Here is a 17733-nt window from a genome sequence, read left to right as displayed (position 1 = left end):
CCGGCACCTTGCCGAGCGGGGCGTCCGCATGCTCACGGAAGGGACCCACGCATGCCTACCACCCAGCAGCTCCGCGAGCAGCGGGCGAACATCTGGGACCAGATGAAAGCGCTCATCGCCAAGGACGAGCGCACCGCCGAGGACAACCAGACGTACGCGCGTCTGGAGGAGAAGTACGACGCCCTCGACGCCGACATCGAGCTGCAGGAGCGGCACGAGGCCCGGGAGAAGGCCAACAACGCCGTTGACCGCCGCGGTGTCGTCCCGCCATCGGGCGAGCAGCCGAGCGACACCGACGCAGCGTACGCGGCGGCGTTCCGGGCGTACCTGCGCGACGGACTGTCCGCCCTGGACCCCTCCGACCAGGCACTCATGCGGACCCGCTTCGAGCAGATCAAGAACGCCGCCGGGGTCGGCACCGGCGCGGCCGGCGGCTACCTCGTGCCGCCGGAGTTCCGCGACACCGTCATCGAGACGATGCGGTGGTACGGGCCGATGCTGGAGGTGGCGGAGGTCATCACCACCGACACCGGCGCAACGCTGCCGTGGCCGACCAACGACGACACCGCGAACGTCGGTGCGATCCTCGGCGAGAACACGGCGATGACCGAGCAGGACGTCACCATCGGCACCGCCGACATCGGCGCCTACATGTACACGTCCAAGCTGGTCCGGGCCTCCTACCAGCTGATGCAGGACCGGCCGGATTTCGACACCTGGCTGGCCCGCAAGCTGGGCGAGCGCATCGGCCGGATCTGGAACCAGCACTTCACCACCGGCACCGGCACCGCCCAGCCCGATGGCATCGTCACCAGCGCCACCGTCGGGGTCACCGGCACCGGTAGCTTCGCCACGACCGGCGGCATCAGCTACGACAACGCCGTGGACCTGGTCGAGTCCCTCGACCCGGCGTACGGCGGCGGCCAGGGACTGTCCTGGATGATGCACCAGACCGCCCGCAAGGCGTTCCGGAAGCTCAAGAACACCCAGGGCGACCCGATGTGGCAGCCCTCCATGCAGGCCGGCATCCCGGCGACGCTGCTGGACTACCCGGTGCGCCTCAACAACGACATGCCGACCCTGGCGACCTCCTCGAAGTCGATCCTGTTCGGCAACATCCGCGAGGCGTACGTCATCCGCAAGGTCCGCGACATCCAGACCGTGCGACTCAACGAGCGGTACGCCGAGTTCCTCCAGGTCGGGTTCTTCGGGTTCGCGCGCGCCGACGGCACCATGCAGAACACGTCGGCCGTGCGCGTCTTCCAGACCACCGCGACCGCCTGACCCGCGGGTCGGATCGGACCAGAGCGAAGGGAAACGACACGATGGCTCAGGCCAGCGAGAACACGACGGGCGCCGGAAACACGGCGGTACCGCACCAGGGTGACCATGACCGGGTGGCGATGCTGTCGCTGCGCGCCGACGGCGTCCCGGACCAGCACAACCCGGAGATCATCGGCGAGAAGGAGTTCGCCGTCGAGGCCACGAAGCGCCAGTTCCGGGAGCAGGCCGTGTCCGCCGCCGACGTTGCTGCCCGTGGCGCGGTCGCCGACACCGGCGCCGAGCAGGTCGAGCAGGATCCGGAGATCGCGAAGCTCCAGAAGGAGCACGAGAAGGTGGCGAGCTCGGCGGAGTCGGTGGCGGAGAAGACCGTGGACGCGCTGTTCACCAGCGCGTCCGCCCCGGAGCCGGGCGCGCAGAAGGCGGACACCGCCGAGCGGCGCGGTAGCTCCGGCGGCAGCACGAAGGGCAGCCGCTGACCGACCGGTCCGCCGCGGGACGCCCCAGGCCCGCGGCGGGCCACCCACTTGCTGGAGGTAGGTCGTGGCCGACACAGACATCGTCGCCCTGGCCGAGGCGAAGAAGCAGCTGAACATCGCCGCCGATGACACGTCGCAGGACGACGAGTTGCAGCTGTACATCGAGGCGGTCACCGAGGTGGTCGAGCAGGTCGTCGGGCCCGTGGCGCCCCGCACGGTCACCGAGGTCCACGACGGGCGGACGGGGCCGTTGGTACTGCGCCGGCCGCCGGTGCTGTCGGTGACGTCGGTGACGGAGGCGGGCATCGTCCTGACCGACGGGTGGTCGACCGCTGGAGGGCTGCTGTACCGGCTGGGCGGCCGCTGGGCCGGGGGGCAGGGCGGCGTCACTGTCATCTACCAGGCCGGGCGGGCGAGCACCGCAGCGGCGATCAAGCTGGCCGCGAAGGAACTGGTGATGGTGAACTACCGGCCGCAGCTCGGCGGAGATTACAGCCCGTTCGACACCGACTCACCTGACGAGGGCGTGCCCGGTGAGGTGCGACTGGGGTTCTTCGTCCCGAACCGCGTGCGGGATCTGCTGGCCCCGCACGACCAGTACGCGGGCATCGGCTGACGTGCTGGCCGTCGACCAGGCCGCGCGGACCATCGCCGGCCTGGCGGTGCCGTACGGGCCTGCGGCCCGGTCGGGTGGCCGCCGCTGGCGGTATCAGCCCGGCAGCCTCCGGTGGGCGGGCCCGGTGCCGGTGCTGCTGGACCACGTTCGCGCGCTGCGGGTCGGCTGGGTGCTGCCGCTGGCCGACACCCCGACCGGACTGGACGTGCTGCTGCGCATCGACCGGGGCGAGCTGGGCGACCGGGTCCTGGCGGTCGCTGCGGACGGCGTCTACGGCATGTCCCCCGGGGTGGAGATGGTCGAGCACCGACCGGACCCGACGACCCCTGGTGTGCGGCTGGCGCTCGCCGCTGACCTGGAGGAGATTTCCCTGACCCGCACTCCTGCTTTCGGAGGACCGCCGTGAGTCTCGCCGGTGACCGGCAGGCCATTGCCGCCGCCCTGTCCACCGCCCCGGACGTGACTGGCCACGCGTTCCGGCCGGCCACGACCCGGCTGCGTGAGGGCGACGCCTGGCCGCTGCTCGGCACCCTGGAACGCGGCCCCGGCATGTCGTGGGCGGCGTCGTGGCGGGTGCTGGTGGCACTGCCGACCGACGGTGTCAAGTCCGCCGAGTGGGTGGACAGCCACTACCAGGACCTGGTCGATGCCCTGGAAGGGGCCGATGTCGGGTTCGTCGACCGTATCGAGCCGGTGACCATCCCCGACGGGGACGCCGAGCGGTACGCCCTTCAGATCACCATGAGGAGTGAGTGATGCCCGCAGCTGTTGGGGCCCACGTGTACAAGAACGCGGTCGTCACCATCGACGCCGTCGACTACGCCAACCAGCTCAACAAGGCACGTCTGGTGCCGGACCAGCCGGTGCAGACGATGCGGACCCTCGTGCCGGACGGCGTCGTCCAGGACGTCGACAGCCCGGTGTGGACGTTCGAGATCAGCGGCCTGCAGATCAACGTCAGCGGCGGGCTCGCCGACGCCCTGCGCGACGCCAACGGCGGTGAGCTGGACGTGGTGTTGCAGCCGAAGGCCGGCACCGGTCAGGCGACCGCGACGTTCACCGTCCTGGCGCTGATGCCGGAGTTCGGCGGTGAGCAGGGCGAGTGGCTCACCCAGGAGCTAGAGCTGCCGGTGGTGGGCCAGCCGGTGTTCGGGCTGTCGAGCTGATGGCGCAGCTGCTGTTCGACCTAAGGGCGGAGATGGAGGATGGCACCACGTACGACGTGGTCGCCGATCAGAGGGACATCGCGAAGTGGGAGGTCCAGGACTTCGGTACGGCGTTCGCCGACATCGGCTCCCGGCAGCACATGGCGTACCGGTGGCTGGCGTGGTCGGCGCTGACTCGCCGCGGCCTGGTCGACCTGGAGTGGCCCGAGTTCGACGCCTTGTGTGTGGAGGCCACGGACCGGCCCGAGGAGGAGGCGGACGTCCCGGCTGATGCCGAGGACCCTGGCCGGACGGCTCCGTCCGCCTGAGCCTGATCCGGCTCGCCTACGCGACCGGGAGGGCGCTGACGGGGCCGGACGGCCTGGAGAACTGGCATCCCCGCGACGTGGCCACGCTGGTCGACATCGTGGAAGAGCAGGCCGCGGAGCGGCGCCGGGAGGCGCGGAGGGGGTGACCTGGTGGGTTCGCTGGACGAGCTGATCCGGGATCTGCGGCGCTTCGAGCAGCGGCGGGTCGTCACGAACGCGCTGGCGAAGGAACTGCGTAAGCCGGTGCCCGGGGTGCGTAAGGCGATCCGGGCGCGGGCGAGGAAGGTGCTGCCGACCAGCGGCGGATTCGGAGTGTGGGTGTCGAAGCTGTCGGTGACCGCCCGGGTGAAGTTGCAGGGCAGGGCGGCGGGGGTGCGGCTCGTCGGCCGCCGCAAGGGCTTCCCGGACGACCAGCCGAAGGCGGACCTGCGGCGGATCGACCAGGGCACGGCCCGGCACCCGTCGTGGGGCCGCCGCGGCGCGAAGGACTGGCACTTGCAGAAGGTCACGCCCGGGTTCTTTTCCGACCCGGCGACCGAGGTCGACCAGTGGCGTGAGGCTGCGCTGCGGGCTGTTGACGAGGCGTTGGAGGTGATCCGCCGTGGCTGACCGCGACGTCGAGATTGACATCGTCGCCACCGACAAGACCGGCCCGGGTGTCACCTCGACCGAGCGGAACCTGAAGCGGGTCGAGCAGGCCGCCGAGAAGAACCGGTCCGCGTTGTCCCGGGTCGCTGAGGACTACTCGCGTGGCCTGTCGAAGATCGGCAGCGCGGCGAAGCGGTGGGCCGACAGCGGCGACGGGGCGGGGAAGAAGTTCGCCCGTGGCCTGATCGGCGGGGTGGGCAAGCTCGTGGAGGCCGGCGGCGGCATCGCCGGCAGCCTGACCAAGGCGGTGCAGTCGGCGGGCCCGCACGTGCAGGCGGCGCTCGCGGCGGCTCTGGTGGCGGGTGCGGTGGTCGCCGCGCCGGCGATCGGCGCGGTCCTCGGCGGGGCGCTCGTCGGCGGCGCCGGCCTGGCGGGGGTGGCCGGTGGGCTGGTCATCGCCGCGAAGGACACCCGGGTCCGGGCGGCGTTCGACGGCCTCACCGATGAGGTCGGCGCCGGCTTGCAGGACGCGGCGCAGCGGTTCGTGCCCGCCGCGCTGGCCGCGATCGGGGAGGCCAGGGCCGCGTTCCGCAACATCGAGCCGGACCTGCGCCGGATCTTCAACGCCAGCTCGTCGTGGGTGGCGCCGCTGACGAAGTCCCTCGGGCAGGGCGCGAAGCTGGCCCTGTCGGGGATCGCCGACGCGGTCGCGAAGGCCGGCCCGATCGTGTCCGCCATCGGCGACGGGGTGCGGATGGTCGGCCTGGCCATCGGCGGGGTGTTCCGCAGCCTCGCCGACGACGGTCCGGTCCTCGCCCTGGCGATGAAAGGCGCCTTCACCATCATCGCCGCCGCCATCACCTGGGCTGGGAAGGCACTGAACACGCTGGTTGAGGCTTTCGAGTGGTTCGTCAACAAGATCCCCGGCGGGAAGCGGATGCTCGACGAGCTGGCCGCCTCCCAGACCAAGACCACGGGCACCACGTTCGCCGCCTCGCAGGGCTTCCGTGCACTGGCGACCGACTCGACAGCGGCAGCGAACGGCATCTCCCAGGTCAAGCAACGCTCCGACGATCTGGTCGACTCGAACATCGGGCTGATGCAGGCGCAGATCGCCTCCCGGGAGGCAACCCGCACGGCCACCGCGGCGATCCGGGACAACGCCAACGCGAAGCTGTCCAACCGGCAGCGGGCCGACGCCAACAAGACGGCCCTGCTGAACCTGGCGACCGCGTTCAACTCCGAGGCGGCGGCCGGTGACCGGTCGAAGATCAGCGCCCAGGCGGCGAGCGCCGCGTACGCCCGGAACCGGTCGTCGCTCATCGCCATGGCGGAGAAGGCCGGGTACTCCCGGCAGAAGGCCGTCGAGCTGGCCAACAGCCTGCTGAAGATCCCGAAGAACGTGCCGGTGAGGATCAGCGCCGACACCGGTGCGGCGACCGCCGCGGTGGGAGCCTTCCAGAAGAAGGTCAACAGCCTCAAGGGCAAGACGGTCACTGTCACCGCCCGGTGGACGTCGCAGGGCCAGCACATCCCCGGCTCGGGCACCCACCTGGAGCACGCCGGCTACCGGTCGTGGGCGCCGTCTGACGGCGGCGGCACGTCCCGCACCGGAGGGCCCACCCGGGTGGAGGCCACCGTCGCCCAGACGTTGAACGTCAACCTTGACGGCCGGCCGTTCTACGCCTACACCCAGCAGGCCATCGCCGAGGACCGGCGTCGGGAACGCTGGCGGCAGAAAGTCGGGGTCCGCTGATGCCGGCGATCGCCGCAGACGCACAGGACACCTGGCCGCCGCGGGTGCTGGTGACCGTGACCGGCCTGACTGTCGGCGACGCCATCTCGGTGTATCGCGTCGCCGACGGCGTCCGCACTCTGGTCCGGGCCGGCTCGGTCGCCGCCGTCGGCGACGTGTCGTTCCTGCGCACCGACGCGGAGTTGCCGTTCGGGGTGCCGGTGTCGTACGTGGCTATCGTCAACGGCAGCAGCGAGTACGCCACCACCGCCGTGACCTACTCGCTGCCCGGTGGGCGGGTCGCGCTCAGCGACGCGATCAGCGGCGCCGCCGCCGAGGTGGTCATCCTGGCGTGGCCGGACCGGATCCGCGACCGGGACTCCACCGTGTTCCGGGTGGGCGGCCGGACCGTCGTGGTGTCCGGCGACCTGGGGCAGCCCACCGGCGCTGTCGAGCTGTTCTGCGACACGACTGCCGCCGTGCGGGCCGTCGCGGACCTGGCGGAGTCTGCGACGGGTGGCGTGGTGCAGATCCGTCAGCCCGGCGGCTACGACGGCGTCGACTCGCACGTGGCGGTCCTGTCTGCGACGGAACGCCGCTGGTCGCAGGACGGCTCCGACCAGCGGCGCATCATCGTGTGGTCGGTCGCCGAAACGCAGCCGTGGGCGTCCGCCCTGGAGGCCCGCGGCACCACGTTGCAGGACATCGCCGACGTGTACGACGTGCCCGGCCCGATCCTCAACGCCAACCCGTACTTTGAGACGAACGCGACGAACTGGTCGGCGCTGGGTGGGGCCGTGACCCGCTCCACGGCGCAGGCCCACCAGGGCGTCGCGTCGCTGCTGCTCACCCCCGACGGGGCCACCGCGACCGTACAGGCCAGGTCGGAGAACGTGCCGGTGGCTGCCGGCCGCTACTACGGCGGCGCGGCGTGGGTGCGGTGCGCCGTCAGCCGCAGCGTCACCATCAGCCTGATCTGGCGGGACGCCGGCTCGTCGATCCTGTCGTCCACGGTCGGGCCGACCGTCGCGTTGACCGCGAACACGTGGACGTACCTGGAGGTCGCCGGGGTCGCGCCGACCGGCGCGACGCAGGCGATGCTGGTGCCGATGTCGCTGACGGGCACCCCACCGTCGGGGCACCTGACCTACGCCGACGAGGCCATCGTCCGGGAACTGCCGACGCTCCAGGACCTCGCCGACGACTACCCGACGTTGCTGGCCGTGGCGCAGGGGGAGTTCGCGTGATCACCCTGTCAGCGGAAGCGGCGTCGGTGCTGACCGGCTCGTACCGGCTGCGGGTCGCCGTCGAGTCGTGGCTGGGTGAGCAGCTGCTGGCCGAGGACGTGCCGGTCGCCTCAGCCAGCGAGGACGTTGACCGGTCGCTGCGGGTGCCGGAGCGCATCGCCCTGACCGTGCCGCGCCACGACCGTGGCACCTCGTGGTCGCCGGTCACCGACGACCACCCGCTGGCGGCGTCGGGGCAGCGGCTTCGGGTCCAGCTCGGCGTGGACCTGGGTGGCGGTACCACCGAGTGGATCCAGCGGGGCTGGTTCGTGGTGCAGGAGTCGACCGCCGACGGCGACGCGGTCACGGTGGAGGCGGTCGGCATGCTCGCCCTCGTCGACGAGGCCCGCCTGGTGTCGCCGTTCCAGCCGTCGGGGTCGCTGGTGTCGACGCTGCGCGGCCTGGTTGAGCCGGCGCTGACGGTCGTCGTCGACCCGGCCCTGGCCGACCGGTCGGTGCCGGCCGGCGTGAACTACGACGAGGACCGCCTCGGCGCGGTGATGGAGCTGCTCGACGCGTGGCCGGCTGACGCCGCGGTCACCGAGGACGGTTACCTGTTCGTCAGCCCCGCCACCCCGAGCACCACCCCGGTGCTGACGTTGACCGACGGCGCCGGCGGGACGGTCGTGACGACCGCCGGGAAGTCGACCCGCGACGGGGCGTTCAACGTGGTGGTGGCCCGCGGGGTCGCCGCCGACGGCGGGCAGATCCAGGGCGTGGCGTACGACCGGTTCGGGCCGAAGGCCATCGGCGGGGAGTTCAACCCGCTGCCTGTGCCGTTCTTCTACGCCAGCCCGCTGCTGACGACGGTGGCGCAGTGCACCGCCGCCGCCGAAACGGTGCTGGCCCGCCGCCGGCGGACCACGGCCCGCCAGTTCACCGTCCGCACGGTGCCTCACCCCGGCCTGCAGGCCGGCGACACGGTGGCGGTCACCGCCGACGAGTACACGGGCCTGTGCGTGGTGGAGACGCTGTCGCTGCCGTACACCGCCGGCGGCGGGCCGCAGACGCTGACCGTTCGGAGCCTGACGTGAGCACCGTGCTGGCCACCGCCACCACCGCCAAGTCCGGATCGACGGTCACCGCGACGGTCAACGGGATCGTCACCACCATCGAGGTCGCCCGGGACCTGCCGGTCGCCTCCGGGGATGTGCTGCTGGTCGAGCGGGTCGGCGCCCAGTGGTACGCCTACGCCCGGGTGTACGCCGCCGCCCCGGCGGCGCTGGACCCGGTGGTGGAGCCACCGCCGCCGCCGAAACCGGCGGTGACCACCGGCACGCTGGTGGTGTCGCCGGTGGAGACCCGCTCGTACCGGCCGACGTACGGGTGGCGGGACGACAACACCGACGTCTACCAGGGCGAGTACGGCGGCTGGGGCAACCACACCGGAGCGGCGTTCTACGGCACGAAACCCCGCTCCCTGGCGGGGGCGACCGTCACCCGCGCCACGATCCGGGTGAAACGGTTGACGGCCGGCGCGTACGCGGCGCAGTCCACCACCCTGCGGCTGGTCACCCAGGCCACCCGCCCCGGTGGCGCGCCGACGCTGACGTCCAGCACCTCCGGGCCGAGCCTGGCAGTCGGTGGCTCCACCACGTTCACCGTCCCGGCGTCGTGGGCGCAGGCGATGGTCGACGGCACCGCCGGCGGCCTGGCCGTCTACGACAGCGATGGGTCACCGTACGTGCGTTTCGCCGGCCGCGGTTCGTGGTCGCCGGCGTTCACCCTGACGATCACCTGGCAGAGAGGATAGCCACGATGCCGGATACCAGCCGAGGCATCACCTACCCGTCGTCGACGGGGCACACCCGCATCTGGGAGCACTTCCAGACCCTCGCCGACGACGTGGATGGGCTGTTCGCCACGGTGGAGTCCCGGCCGGCGGCGGTGCTCCGCTCGTCCGCCGGGCAGGCCATCCCGAACAACGCGTTCACCGTGGTCAGCCTCAACACCGAGGATCTGGACAGCCACTCCGGTCACTCGACCGCGACGAACAACAGCCGGTACACCGCGCCGATCGCCGGCTGGTATCGGCTGTCCGGCGGCGCGACGTTCGCCGGTAACGCCACCGGCCGGCGTGGCACCCGGTGGTTGAAGAACGGCGGGAGCATCGTCGACGGCGGCGACGCGCTCGGGTCCAACGCCGGGGCGGGGGCGTGTGCGGTCGCCGCCGCCCACTCGCTGGTGTTCCTCGCCGCGGGCGACTACATCGAGATGGCCGTTTTCCAGGACAGCGGCAACGTCCTCGGCACCCTGTCGTCCGGCCCAAACCAGACGTGGGTGTCGATCGAGTGGCGCAGGCTCGCCTGAGAGGGGATTGATCATGTGGGAACCCCTGCCTGACGACCGGTGGCGGTTCAACGCCCACCCGGACTCCGGCGACATCGGCATCCACCTGATGCGACTGGTCGACGGGGTGTTCGGCGAGTACTACTACCTGGGCGTGGTGGTGCGCTACCGCATCGACGTGCCGGTCGCCGACCCGTTGTGGCCGCTGACCGACGCGGTGTTCATCGGCATCGACTACGTGCCGGTGGCCGCCACCGAGGACGAGGCGTGGCAGTCCATCGACGCGGCGCTGGGGGCAGCGTGAGCTACTACCTGGCGCCGTCGCTGGCCACCCTCCGCGCCGAGATCAACGCCCGCTGGCCGGGCCGCGACCACACCTCCGACGGGTGGATCGGCGACGCCGCCCACCAGGCCACCGCCAGCGACCACAACCCGAACGGGCGCGGCTCCGTCAACGCCATCGACGTCGACGAAGACGGCCCCGACTTCCCGACCGTGTTCGCCGCCATCCGCCGGCACCCGTCGGCCCGGTACGTCATCTACGAGCGTCGCCTCTACCACCGGCTTCGCGGCTGGGTGTCGGAGCCGTACAGCGGCGACAACCCGCACGACAAGCACTTCCACCTCAGCATCGACCAGACGCGTGAGGCGGAGCAGACCACCCGACCGTGGGGACTCCTGGAGGACGACATGCCCACTGCCCGAGAGATCGTCGACGAGCTGCTGACCCGGGAGGTGCCGTCGGGCACGCTCGGAAACTTCACGGTCGCGGACTGGCTCAAGGGCGGCCGCATGGCGGCCAGGGAGGTCGGCTACGCCCGCGCCGAGCTGGCCGCGGCGACCGGTCGCGACCCGGTCGACGAGGACGCGATCGTGGCCGGGGTGCTGGCCGGCCTGTCTCCGGAGCGGATCGCCGCCGCCATTCCCACCGACATGGCCCGGCAGGTCGCCGACGAGCTGGCCGCGCGGCTGGCGGGCTGACCACGTGCCGACGATCATCGTCACCGGCCGGCACCGCCCCCACGAGGTGATGTTCCTCGTTCTCTCCTCCGCCGTCGGCGCCGCGTTCGTCGCCGGCGCGAAACCCCCCACCACCCTGGAGCAACTCGTCCAGCCGTGGGTGCTGTGGACGTGGTACCTGCTGCTACTCGGATCCGGGGTTATCGGCCTGGTGTCCATCGCCATGCCCGACACCTACCGGGCGTTGGTGCTGGAACTGGCCGCGATGCACGGGCAGACCGCGGCGCCGCTGCTGTACGGGGTGGCGTTGCTGTCCACCGGCAGCGGCGCGGCCGGGTTCGCGGTGGCGTTCTTCGCCGGCTGGTCGGCGGCGTCGGCGTGGCGGGGCTGGCAGGTGTGGCAGGGCATGCGGGTGCTGCGGCAGGTAGGTGATGCGGGGTGAGCGGGAACGTGTGGGCGCTGCTCGCGGCGGCGGTCGGCGGGGGTGGCCTGGCGGGGGTGGTGACGACGCTGATCGCGGGGATCCTGAACCGGCCGAAGACCCGCGCCGACGCCGTGTCCCTGCTCACCGATTCGGCGTTGCAGCAGGTCAACGAGTTGCAGGAGCGGACTGCGGAGGCGGAGCGGGAAGCGAAGGCCGCCCGGGACGAGTTGGCGCAGACCCGCCGGCAGATGCGGGAGTTGACCGGGGAGATAGACGCCGCGGTGGCGACGCTGCGGTCATGGCGGGCGGCGATCCTCACCCCGGGCGTCGACCTGGAGCAGCTGCGGGCGATGGTCCGCGACCCGGGCGGCACCGTCAACGGCCGCCACCCGTAACACCAACCAACCCTCAGGAGGAACGCTGTGATCACCGCGAAGATCGTGTGCCAGAGCAAGCAGGAGACGGGCGAGGGCGACGACCGGCAGGTCACCGTCACGTTCGCCCCGGACTACCACGACGGCCGCAACAAGGAGTGGGCGCGCTGGACGCCGGGCCTGTCCCTGACGATGGGCCTGAAGGGGGAGGTCGCCGACCGGTTCGACGTCGGCCAGGCGTTCACCCTCACCTTCACTCCGGAGGGCTGACGTGCAGAAGCCCACCACCGGTCGGATCGTCCGCTATCGAGGCAAGCAGGGGCTGCTGGCCATGCGCGCTGCGATCGTCACCGCCGACGTCGACACCCTCGACCCGCGCGGTGTCGCCGCCGGGGAGGTGCCGGCGCTCGACAGCGACCAGCACGTCCACCTGTGGGTGTTCACGCCCGGGGAGAAGGGCGGGTTCGCCGAGTTCAACGTCGCCCCCGGCGACGATCCGGGCCAGTGGTCCTGGCCCCCGAGAGTCTGAGGAGGCTCGATGTTCACGAGCAAGTTCTGGAAGGGTGCCGCCGAACGCGCCGCGAAGAGCGCCGCGCAGGCCCTGCTCGGCCTGTGGGCCCTCGACGGGTTCAACGTCCTCACCGCCGACTTCCCGCTCGCCGGCGGCGTCGCGGCCGGCGCGGCCGTCCTGTCGGTGCTCACGTCGGTGGTGTCGGCGGCCGGCGGTGAGCCGGACTCGCCGAGCCTTGTCGCAGGCGACCTGTAGGCTCGGCCTGCTACTGCGAACGGATGCGCCCCACCTGCTGCCTCACGGCGGCGGGTGGGGCGCTTTCGTCGTTGCCGGGCCTACTGGAAAGCGGAGATGCCCGCCCCGAACACCGCCTGCACGGAGATCAGGATCATCGGGACGACGAGCAGGTAGCCCATGACCAGCCCAGCTTTCGCCATCCCGTCACCACGCAGGTTCCTCGCCCTGATGTCCCGCAGCGCCAGGTGGCCGCACCCCACCGCGATCAGCGAGAAGATACCGAACGTGCAGCAACCCGCGATCAGACCGAGGATGCCGAAGATGAGTGATGCGACTGCCATCCCCGACGTGGGCTGCTGAGCCACCACGTACATCGGCTGCGGCGGCGGCCCCGGGTATGGCATCGGGCTGTGCGGCGGCGTGTGCTCGGGGGGTTGCGGCGGATAGGCGGTGGTCATGGCGGGCACCGTACCGTCAACCGTCAATCCGCGACTGTCGGCTTCTCGACGCCTTGGCCGGTCGTCGGCGGAGGTCTGACCAGTCGCCGGCCTGGCGTCGCCGGCAGGTCGGCAGGTTGCAGTCGCACCGCCAACCCAGCTCGTCCGACGGGATCTTGCTGCCGCCGCACTGGTGGGGCAGTGGCTGGATGCCGGTGGAGCAGCCCATGCAGCGGGAGGCGCGGACGGAAGAGCCCGGCCCCTCCGGTGCGGGGGCCGGGCTCTTCGTCATGGCCGGGTCAGAACGTCTGGCCGGCGCGTACGGAACTGACGAACGTCTCCCATTCCTGCTGGTCGAAAACGACCTGCGTTTCGGGCCGCTGCGAGTTGCGGACGACGCGGTTGCCGTCGGCGTCGATCGCGACCTGCACGCAGTTCGGGCCGGAGTTGTCGCATCGCTGCGGGCCGACGAAGTCAAGCTGGTCCACGGTGTATCTCCATTCGGTCAGCCGGCCGTCGGGTACGGCCGGTCGTCAGGTGCGAGGGGCTACCGGCTGGCGGTGGGGCGGGCCCACAACACGAACCGGGTGAACACGTCGGCCGCCGGCCACATCAGCAGCTCGTCCAGGGCCTGCTCGTACAGGCCAGCCATATACACGCGCAGGCCGACCCGGTCCGAGCCGTACGCCTCACCCAGCCGGACCTTCGCCGGCGCGCACGGCCAGTCCTGCCCGCAGCCCATGCAGTCCCAGCCGGGCCGGGACGGCTGGTGGGCGTCGCCGTCGACCCGGTCGTTGAGGACGGCCAGGGCGCGGGCTGCGCGGGCGGGCCGGGGGGTCACGACGGCGGCCCGACGTAGCGGGCGTAGGTGACCGTCTCGCCGGCCACCGTGCGGTACACGGCCTCGAAGGCGCCGGCCGGCTGCCAGGCGTGGTCGGTTCCCCGTTTGATCCGCGCCGTCAGCGGCGGCCCGGTGGGTCCTTCGACGATCGCCGCCCACTGCCCGGGTCGGGCGCGGAGTTCGGCGGCGACGCGGCGCAGGTGCGCGGCGATGGGCGAGCCGGGGCCGCCGTACGACGGCGGCGGCGGGTCCTCCCACCGGAACACGGCGCCGGGCGCTGCGTTCCGGCCGGTCATCGGCCGCGCCGTTCGTACCGGTACTCGGCCTGCCGGCGGCGGGCCAGGTCGAGGAGCCGGGCGCGGGCGGCCTCGTGCTCCTGCCGCTGCACGACCGGCCCGATGCCGGACGGCGTCGGGGCTGCCCGGCCGGTGAGCCAAGCCAGCAACGCGATGATGGTCTGCACGAGGTCGCCTCCCTCGGATCAAGGGAGCGGATCACCGCTTGTGGTCAGCGGGTTACCGCGTCCTGATCCGAGGGTGGCCCGGGCGGAGTGGAATAGCCAGGTACCCCACGTACCCCGTTCGGCAGGCCGACCAGCAGGGAGTACGGGGCGTACCAGCTGCTACGCCTGGTCGCCCAGCAGCGCCGACAGCTGAGCCAGCTCGGCGGTCAGCGCCCGCCGGCGACCGTCCTTGATCGTCTGCACGATCTCCCGGGCGTACCGCTGCTGCCGCAGCCACGCCGGCGCCGTGTCTCGCAGCTGCATCAGCACCCGGGTCGCGTCGGCGGTCCGGCCGGTCTGCTCGTACGCCCACGCCACGTCCAGTCGATGCCGCTGCCTCGACGACGGTGTCACCTGCGGGTTGGCGGCCACCGCGCGGGCCAGCTCCAGCGCCCGACCCGGCTCGCCGGCGATCACCGCCGTCTCCACCCGCATCAAGGCGACGCCGCCGGCGGAGAAGTCATTACCGGCCACCGCGCCGAACCACCGGTCGGCCGGGTCGCCGGAGCGGCCGAGCCGGTCGCCGAGCTGCTCCGCCCCGGCCGCGGCGAGGGTCAGCATCGACCGGGCATCGTCTTCGCGGGCGTTGCGGGCTGCTGCTGCCGCGCCCTTGATGAGCAGCACACCCCACGCGGCCAGGTCCCGAGCAGTGGCGGTGGACAGCCGGGGCTCCACCGTGTCAGCGGTGCGCGCGGCGAGGACCTCCACATCGGTGATCCGGCCCGTGCGCAGCAACAGCCAGCACAGGTGCGCGGTGGTGGTCGCTGCGGCGGTCTGGTCGCCGGCGGTACGGGCGTGGTCGGCGGCCCGGTCGAGGGCGATGTGGGCCAGGTCGAGCTGCCGAAGCTGGATGAGGAGCCGGCCGGCGAGCTGGTAGGCGTACGAGGCGGTGCTGAGGGCGGCGGGCCCGTCGTCGCCGGCCCCGGCCGCGTCGATGAGGGCGTCGGTGGCGGTGAGGACGGCCGGCATGGTGTTGATCGCCGCCGTGTAGTCGTTGGCGTGGTAGACGCGGTTCGTGTCGGCGACGAGACGACGCACCCTGGCCAGGGTGGTGTCCGTAACTGGGGGGGCGGGGGCGACAGGCCGGCCGTCGATGGTGCGCGCCGGGGTGAGGACGCGGCGGATCCCGACCAGGCCGAGCGGTTCGGCGTCGGGTTCTCGCATCGCCTGGGCTTGCGCGGCTGAGCCCATCAACGCCGAGGTGGGAACGCCGAGCGCGGTGGCCAGTTTCCGGAGGGTGGGGATCCGGGCGGACGTCCGCGCGTTCTGCTCCAGCTTCTTGACGGTTTCGACGCTGACGCCAGCGCGGTCGGCCAGCTGCTCCTGTGTGAGCGTGGAGTCGGTGCGGAGGCGGACGAGGTGGTCGCCGATGGTGGGTTCCATGGTCACTCCCAGGTAGAGGGCTGGGTGGCGGCCCTGCCGGCCTCTACTCCGGCGGGCCGCCACCTCGCACGGTACGCCGTAGCGTCCATCGGGGCGGCCGATCGGACTACCCAACTAGTCCGCAACCTCTCTCCGGCTGGGCTGTCTATCGTGCGGCGGTGATCTATCCCGGACAGGCGCCGGTCGGCTATTTGGAGCTGGCCGAGATCCTCCGCGACCGGATCACATCGGGGCAGCTCAGACCGGGTGCTCGGCTACCGTCCGAACGGGACCTATCGCAGACGTACGACGTGGCGCAGATGACCGCCCGCGCGGCCGTGAAGCTGTTACGCGACGAGGGCCTGGTGGAGGTCGTCCGGGGTCGCGGTGTCGCGGTCCGCGCACCGTTGGAGCCGGAGCCGGTGTACGTGGAGGCGGGCACCTGGGTGTCGGCGCGGAACCCGACACCGGCGGAGCGGGAGATGTACGGGGCGCCGGACGGTGTGCCGCTGCTGGTGGTCGGCCACCCGGGTGGGGTGCCGGATCTATACCCGGCACACAGGTACCGGATCGTCTTTCAGGACAGCTGATCACCTGTTCGGGTGACGTCGATACCCCGAATGTCACAGGCTTGTTAACTGAAGATCGCTGTCGGTGCGCCATCTGCGAACTCCGGCTGGTGACCGTTGCCTCACGCCCGGTGTGACCTGGCAGTCTCCGGCGATGGAAACAACGTGGGGATTCCTCAAGCAGCAACCGCGACGCCGCACCGAGTACGGCTACCTCACCCTGGCCACCTTCGCGGGCACCGGACTCGCGTTCGTCTGCCTCGTCGACCACTTCGTGCCAGGCGTGGACTTCGCCACCGGCGTGTATGCGGGGCTGGTCAGCCTGGCGGGGATCGGCGGGTGCGGGTGGATCGTGCGGTCCGGTGACTCGCAACGGCGCAAGGACCTGACCGACGCGGCCAAGCAGATCTGCGACCGGCTGGACGCCGTGGCGAGACTGGCCACCGCGGTGGACGACGTGGCCACAGTCGTCGTCGCCACGCATGACCGGGTTGCCAGCCCTACCGTGTCGACGTCGCGTGGGGTCGCGTCGACGCCGTGTCGAGGCGCGGGACACATGTACCTCGGTGGCCGCCAGGCCGACACCGTGAACCTACGATCCAAGGTGGACGCCCCCACCAATCCGTCCCTGGCGGCCTTGGAGAAAGCCCGCGAGGCCGGCATCGAAGAGGGCTTCGACATCGGCATCAAGACCAAGCTGGCGGACCTAGGGGTGCCGACCCTGCCGAAGTCACGCCCTCGGCCGCGACTCACGGGTGACTCATGATCTCCGGGGACGGGTAGCGAAAAGGCCGGTCGGATGGGTTCCCGACCGGCCTTTTACCTGCTGTTTCTCTGCGTGGGCGATACTGGGATCGAACCAGTGACCTCTTCGGTGTGAACGAAGCGCTCTCCCGCTGAGCTAATCGCCCTCAGCGCCGATGACTCTACCTGATCGCTCGACCGGACCAAAAACCCGGGGCTCAGTTCGTCGCGAGGTACTTCAGCACCTGCGCCACCAGGTCGATGCCGAGGCTGTACTTCACCGACAGCCACACCACCGCCGACACGAACACCAGGCCGACCGCGCCGAGGATGAAGCGCACTCCGAGCGACTGTCGGGTCACCCACTGTGTCCAGCCGTGCACGTGCCGGCGGGTGAAGGTGAGCAGGCGGCGGGCCCAGTGGAACTCGACCGCCCAGATGCCGAGGCCGGCGATCACCAGCAGCCAGCCGGGGCCGGGCAGTGGGATCAGCGCGATGCCGACGGTCACCACGATCGCGCCGGCAACGGCGATGAAGATCTTGAGGGCGACCCGGCCGGTGGGGTTGGCGCGGATCAGGTCGAGGGTGAGCGACACCCGCTGCCGCCAGTGTGGCCGGCTGCGCCGGTCCGCCACGGCCACGCCGCCCTCCCGGTCCCGGACCGGCCGACCGGCCTGGTCCCGCTGCTCCTTCGGCACCCCGTACCCCCGCTTTTCGGTTGCCCGGACCGCGACGTTCGGCGATCCCGGCGCGTTCCTCGTTTCCACTAAGGATCGTTTCGCCACCATTTCCACCCCCAGTGTGGCTCGCGCCCGTCACTGCAACGGTCGACTGGACGTTACCGGAGTAAGTCGACGACTGAGCCACCCGATGCCGGGCGGGACCAGCGCTCTGGGCAGAACCGGAAATCCTAGATGAATTCTCACATTCTCGCGGCCTTTCCGACCCCCTTCCCACCACTGGGTGAAGTCAGCGTATGGCGGAGCGTAGCCAGGAGTAGCACCTGAGTATGGGAAAAGCGGGA

The 17733-nt window shown here is 71.4% G+C and carries 29 protein-coding genes and 1 tRNA gene; 22 read left to right on the top strand and 8 right to left on the bottom strand.

Features of this window, described 5'->3' with window-relative positions; all coding sequences use genetic code 11:
* Positions 1 to 51 precede the first annotated feature (51 nt).
* The 20 genes from D7223_RS31115 (at position 52) to D7223_RS31020 (ending at position 12272) form a co-directional block, all read left to right on the top strand.
* Entirely contained in the window at positions 52 to 1284 is a 1233-nt protein-coding gene (locus D7223_RS31115; RefSeq protein ID WP_120733045.1) for a phage major capsid protein, read from the top strand.
* Between the two features lie 41 nt (positions 1285 to 1325).
* Positions 1326 to 1760 (top strand): hypothetical protein, encoded by a 435-nt coding sequence (locus D7223_RS31110; protein ID WP_120733043.1) that lies wholly within the window; start codon positions 1326 to 1328, stop codon positions 1758 to 1760.
* A 64-nt stretch (positions 1761 to 1824) separates the two neighbouring features.
* Positions 1825 to 2376, top strand: a complete 552-nt coding sequence (locus tag D7223_RS31105) for a head-tail connector protein (RefSeq protein ID WP_120733041.1) — start codon at positions 1825 to 1827, stop codon at positions 2374 to 2376.
* Position 2377: 1 nt separating this feature from the next.
* Complete coding sequence (locus tag D7223_RS31100; protein WP_120733040.1) at positions 2378 to 2782, top strand: HK97 family phage prohead protease; 405 nt, start codon at positions 2378 to 2380, stop codon at positions 2780 to 2782.
* A complete protein-coding gene (locus D7223_RS31095) occupies positions 2779 to 3132 on the top strand; it encodes a hypothetical protein (RefSeq protein ID WP_120733038.1) in 354 nt (117 codons plus the stop codon). The genes D7223_RS31100 and D7223_RS31095 overlap by 4 nt, the downstream gene beginning before the upstream one ends.
* Positions 3132 to 3542, top strand: a complete 411-nt coding sequence (locus D7223_RS31090; protein ID WP_147252573.1) for a phage tail protein — start codon at positions 3132 to 3134, stop codon at positions 3540 to 3542. The genes D7223_RS31095 and D7223_RS31090 overlap by 1 nt, the downstream gene beginning before the upstream one ends.
* The gene (locus D7223_RS31085) at positions 3542 to 3850 is read left to right on the top strand and encodes a hypothetical protein (RefSeq protein WP_120733034.1); all 309 of its coding nucleotides are present in this window, start codon (positions 3542 to 3544) and stop codon (positions 3848 to 3850) included. Before D7223_RS31090 ends, D7223_RS31085 begins: the two co-directional genes overlap by 1 nt.
* Positions 3851 to 4000: 150 nt before the next feature.
* Complete coding sequence (locus tag D7223_RS31080; protein ID WP_120733032.1) at positions 4001 to 4459, top strand: hypothetical protein; 459 nt, start codon at positions 4001 to 4003, stop codon at positions 4457 to 4459.
* Positions 4452 to 6194, top strand: coding sequence for a hypothetical protein (locus D7223_RS31075; RefSeq protein ID WP_120733030.1), 1743 nt, complete (start codon positions 4452 to 4454; stop codon positions 6192 to 6194). The genes D7223_RS31080 and D7223_RS31075 overlap by 8 nt, the downstream gene beginning before the upstream one ends.
* A complete protein-coding gene (locus D7223_RS31070; RefSeq protein WP_120733028.1) occupies positions 6194 to 7420 on the top strand; it encodes a carbohydrate binding domain-containing protein in 1227 nt (408 codons plus the stop codon). The genes D7223_RS31075 and D7223_RS31070 overlap by 1 nt, the downstream gene beginning before the upstream one ends.
* On the top strand, positions 7417 to 8493 hold the full coding sequence (locus D7223_RS31065; protein ID WP_158610951.1) for a DUF5047 domain-containing protein: 1077 nt from the start codon (positions 7417 to 7419) through the stop codon (positions 8491 to 8493). The genes D7223_RS31070 and D7223_RS31065 overlap by 4 nt, the downstream gene beginning before the upstream one ends.
* Positions 8490 to 9212 (top strand): hypothetical protein, encoded by a 723-nt coding sequence (locus tag D7223_RS31060; RefSeq protein WP_120733024.1) that lies wholly within the window; start codon positions 8490 to 8492, stop codon positions 9210 to 9212. Before D7223_RS31065 ends, D7223_RS31060 begins: the two co-directional genes overlap by 4 nt.
* 5 nt (positions 9213 to 9217) lie before the next feature.
* Positions 9218 to 9769 carry a hypothetical protein gene (locus D7223_RS31055; protein WP_120733022.1) on the top strand — a complete coding sequence of 184 codons (552 nt, stop codon included), beginning with the start codon at positions 9218 to 9220 and terminating at the stop codon, positions 9767 to 9769.
* 13 nt (positions 9770 to 9782) lie between these two features.
* Positions 9783 to 10052 (top strand): hypothetical protein, encoded by a 270-nt coding sequence (locus tag D7223_RS31050; RefSeq protein ID WP_120733020.1) that lies wholly within the window; start codon positions 9783 to 9785, stop codon positions 10050 to 10052.
* The gene (locus tag D7223_RS31045; RefSeq protein ID WP_120733019.1) at positions 10049 to 10729 is read left to right on the top strand and encodes a hypothetical protein; all 681 of its coding nucleotides are present in this window, start codon (positions 10049 to 10051) and stop codon (positions 10727 to 10729) included. The genes D7223_RS31050 and D7223_RS31045 overlap by 4 nt, the downstream gene beginning before the upstream one ends.
* A 4-nt stretch (positions 10730 to 10733) precedes the next feature.
* Positions 10734 to 11150 (top strand): hypothetical protein, encoded by a 417-nt coding sequence (locus D7223_RS31040; RefSeq protein WP_120733017.1) that lies wholly within the window; start codon positions 10734 to 10736, stop codon positions 11148 to 11150.
* The gene (locus tag D7223_RS31035; RefSeq protein WP_120733015.1) at positions 11147 to 11527 is read left to right on the top strand and encodes a hypothetical protein; all 381 of its coding nucleotides are present in this window, start codon (positions 11147 to 11149) and stop codon (positions 11525 to 11527) included. Before D7223_RS31040 ends, D7223_RS31035 begins: the two co-directional genes overlap by 4 nt.
* Before the next feature lie 27 nt (positions 11528 to 11554).
* Positions 11555 to 11776: a hypothetical protein gene (locus D7223_RS31030; RefSeq protein ID WP_120733014.1), complete on the top strand. Its 222-nt coding sequence runs from the start codon at positions 11555 to 11557 to the stop codon at positions 11774 to 11776.
* 1 nt (position 11777) lies between these two features.
* Positions 11778 to 12035: a hypothetical protein gene (locus D7223_RS31025; RefSeq protein ID WP_120733012.1), complete on the top strand. Its 258-nt coding sequence runs from the start codon at positions 11778 to 11780 to the stop codon at positions 12033 to 12035.
* Between the two features lie 9 nt (positions 12036 to 12044).
* A complete protein-coding gene (locus tag D7223_RS31020; RefSeq protein ID WP_120733010.1) occupies positions 12045 to 12272 on the top strand; it encodes a holin in 228 nt (75 codons plus the stop codon).
* 80 nt (positions 12273 to 12352) lie between these two features.
* Here D7223_RS31020 and D7223_RS31015 read toward each other — a convergent pair whose 3' ends face one another.
* From D7223_RS31015 to D7223_RS30995, 6 genes are all read right to left on the bottom strand, one after another.
* A complete protein-coding gene (locus D7223_RS31015; protein WP_238162302.1) occupies positions 12353 to 12712 on the bottom strand; it encodes a DUF4190 domain-containing protein in 360 nt (119 codons plus the stop codon).
* Positions 12713 to 12990: 278 nt separating this feature from the next.
* The gene (locus D7223_RS31010; protein WP_120733008.1) at positions 12991 to 13179 is read right to left on the bottom strand and encodes a DUF397 domain-containing protein; all 189 of its coding nucleotides are present in this window, start codon (positions 13177 to 13179) and stop codon (positions 12991 to 12993) included.
* A gap of 59 nt (positions 13180 to 13238) precedes the next feature.
* Positions 13239 to 13532: a hypothetical protein gene (locus D7223_RS31005; RefSeq protein WP_120733006.1), complete on the bottom strand. Its 294-nt coding sequence runs from the start codon at positions 13530 to 13532 to the stop codon at positions 13239 to 13241.
* On the bottom strand, positions 13529 to 13828 hold the full coding sequence (locus tag D7223_RS31000) for a hypothetical protein (RefSeq protein ID WP_120733004.1): 300 nt from the start codon (positions 13826 to 13828) through the stop codon (positions 13529 to 13531). Before D7223_RS31000 ends, D7223_RS31005 begins: the two co-directional genes overlap by 4 nt.
* Positions 13825 to 13995: a hypothetical protein gene (locus D7223_RS32905; protein WP_158610950.1), complete on the bottom strand. Its 171-nt coding sequence runs from the start codon at positions 13993 to 13995 to the stop codon at positions 13825 to 13827. The genes D7223_RS31000 and D7223_RS32905 overlap by 4 nt, the downstream gene beginning before the upstream one ends.
* Before the next feature lie 159 nt (positions 13996 to 14154).
* Positions 14155 to 15417, bottom strand: a complete 1263-nt coding sequence (locus D7223_RS30995) for a helix-turn-helix domain-containing protein (RefSeq protein ID WP_120733002.1) — start codon at positions 15415 to 15417, stop codon at positions 14155 to 14157.
* 158 nt (positions 15418 to 15575) lie between these two features.
* Here D7223_RS30995 and D7223_RS33255 point away from each other — a divergent pair, with 158 nt between their 5' ends.
* Together D7223_RS33255 and D7223_RS30985 are read left to right on the top strand one after the other, a co-directional pair.
* Complete coding sequence (locus D7223_RS33255) at positions 15576 to 15986, top strand: GntR family transcriptional regulator (protein WP_238162301.1); 411 nt, start codon at positions 15576 to 15578, stop codon at positions 15984 to 15986.
* Between the two features lie 64 nt (positions 15987 to 16050).
* Positions 16051 to 16731 carry a hypothetical protein gene (locus D7223_RS30985; protein WP_158610949.1) on the top strand — a complete coding sequence of 227 codons (681 nt, stop codon included), beginning with the start codon at positions 16051 to 16053 and terminating at the stop codon, positions 16729 to 16731.
* A 73-nt stretch (positions 16732 to 16804) separates the two neighbouring features.
* Here the strand turns inward: D7223_RS30985 and D7223_RS30980 are convergent.
* Positions 16805 to 16876 (bottom strand) — tRNA-Val (locus tag D7223_RS30980).
* A gap of 51 nt (positions 16877 to 16927) precedes the next feature.
* Entirely contained in the window at positions 16928 to 17497 is a 570-nt protein-coding gene (locus D7223_RS30975; protein WP_120732998.1) for a TIGR02611 family protein, read from the bottom strand.
* Positions 17498 to 17733: the final 236 nt, after the last annotated feature.

The organism is Micromonospora endolithica, from assembly GCF_003626595.1.
GTDB lineage: Bacteria > Actinomycetota > Actinomycetes > Mycobacteriales > Micromonosporaceae > Micromonospora > Micromonospora endolithica.
The sequence above is the reverse complement of the archived record's forward strand: the minus strand, read 5'-3'. Positions and strand labels throughout refer to the sequence as shown.

Bases quoted from the DNA above. Each gene is read 5' to 3' on its own strand.
- D7223_RS31115 (WP_120733045.1), top strand. From the start codon at position 52: ATGCCTACCACCCAGCAGCTCCGCGAGCAGCGGGCGAACATCTGGGAC.
- D7223_RS31110 (WP_120733043.1), top strand. From the start codon at position 1,326: ATGGCTCAGGCCAGCGAGAACACGACGGGCGCCGGAAACACGGCGGTA.
- D7223_RS31090 (WP_147252573.1), top strand. From the start codon at position 3,132: ATGCCCGCAGCTGTTGGGGCCCACGTGTACAAGAACGCGGTCGTCACC.
- D7223_RS31085 (WP_120733034.1), top strand. From the start codon at position 3,542: ATGGCGCAGCTGCTGTTCGACCTAAGGGCGGAGATGGAGGATGGCACC.
- D7223_RS31070 (WP_120733028.1), top strand. From the start codon at position 6,194: ATGCCGGCGATCGCCGCAGACGCACAGGACACCTGGCCGCCGCGGGTG.
- D7223_RS31055 (WP_120733022.1), top strand. From the start codon at position 9,218: ATGCCGGATACCAGCCGAGGCATCACCTACCCGTCGTCGACGGGGCAC.
- D7223_RS31050 (WP_120733020.1), top strand. From the start codon at position 9,783: ATGTGGGAACCCCTGCCTGACGACCGGTGGCGGTTCAACGCCCACCCG.
- D7223_RS31020 (WP_120733010.1), top strand. From the start codon at position 12,045: ATGTTCACGAGCAAGTTCTGGAAGGGTGCCGCCGAACGCGCCGCGAAG.
- D7223_RS31015 (WP_238162302.1), bottom strand. From the start codon at position 12,712: ATGACCACCGCCTATCCGCCGCAACCCCCCGAGCACACGCCGCCGCAC.
- D7223_RS31000 (WP_120733004.1), bottom strand. From the start codon at position 13,828: ATGACCGGCCGGAACGCAGCGCCCGGCGCCGTGTTCCGGTGGGAGGAC.
- D7223_RS30995 (WP_120733002.1), bottom strand. From the start codon at position 15,417: ATGGAACCCACCATCGGCGACCACCTCGTCCGCCTCCGCACCGACTCC.
- D7223_RS30975 (WP_120732998.1), bottom strand. From the start codon at position 17,497: ATGGTGGCGAAACGATCCTTAGTGGAAACGAGGAACGCGCCGGGATCG.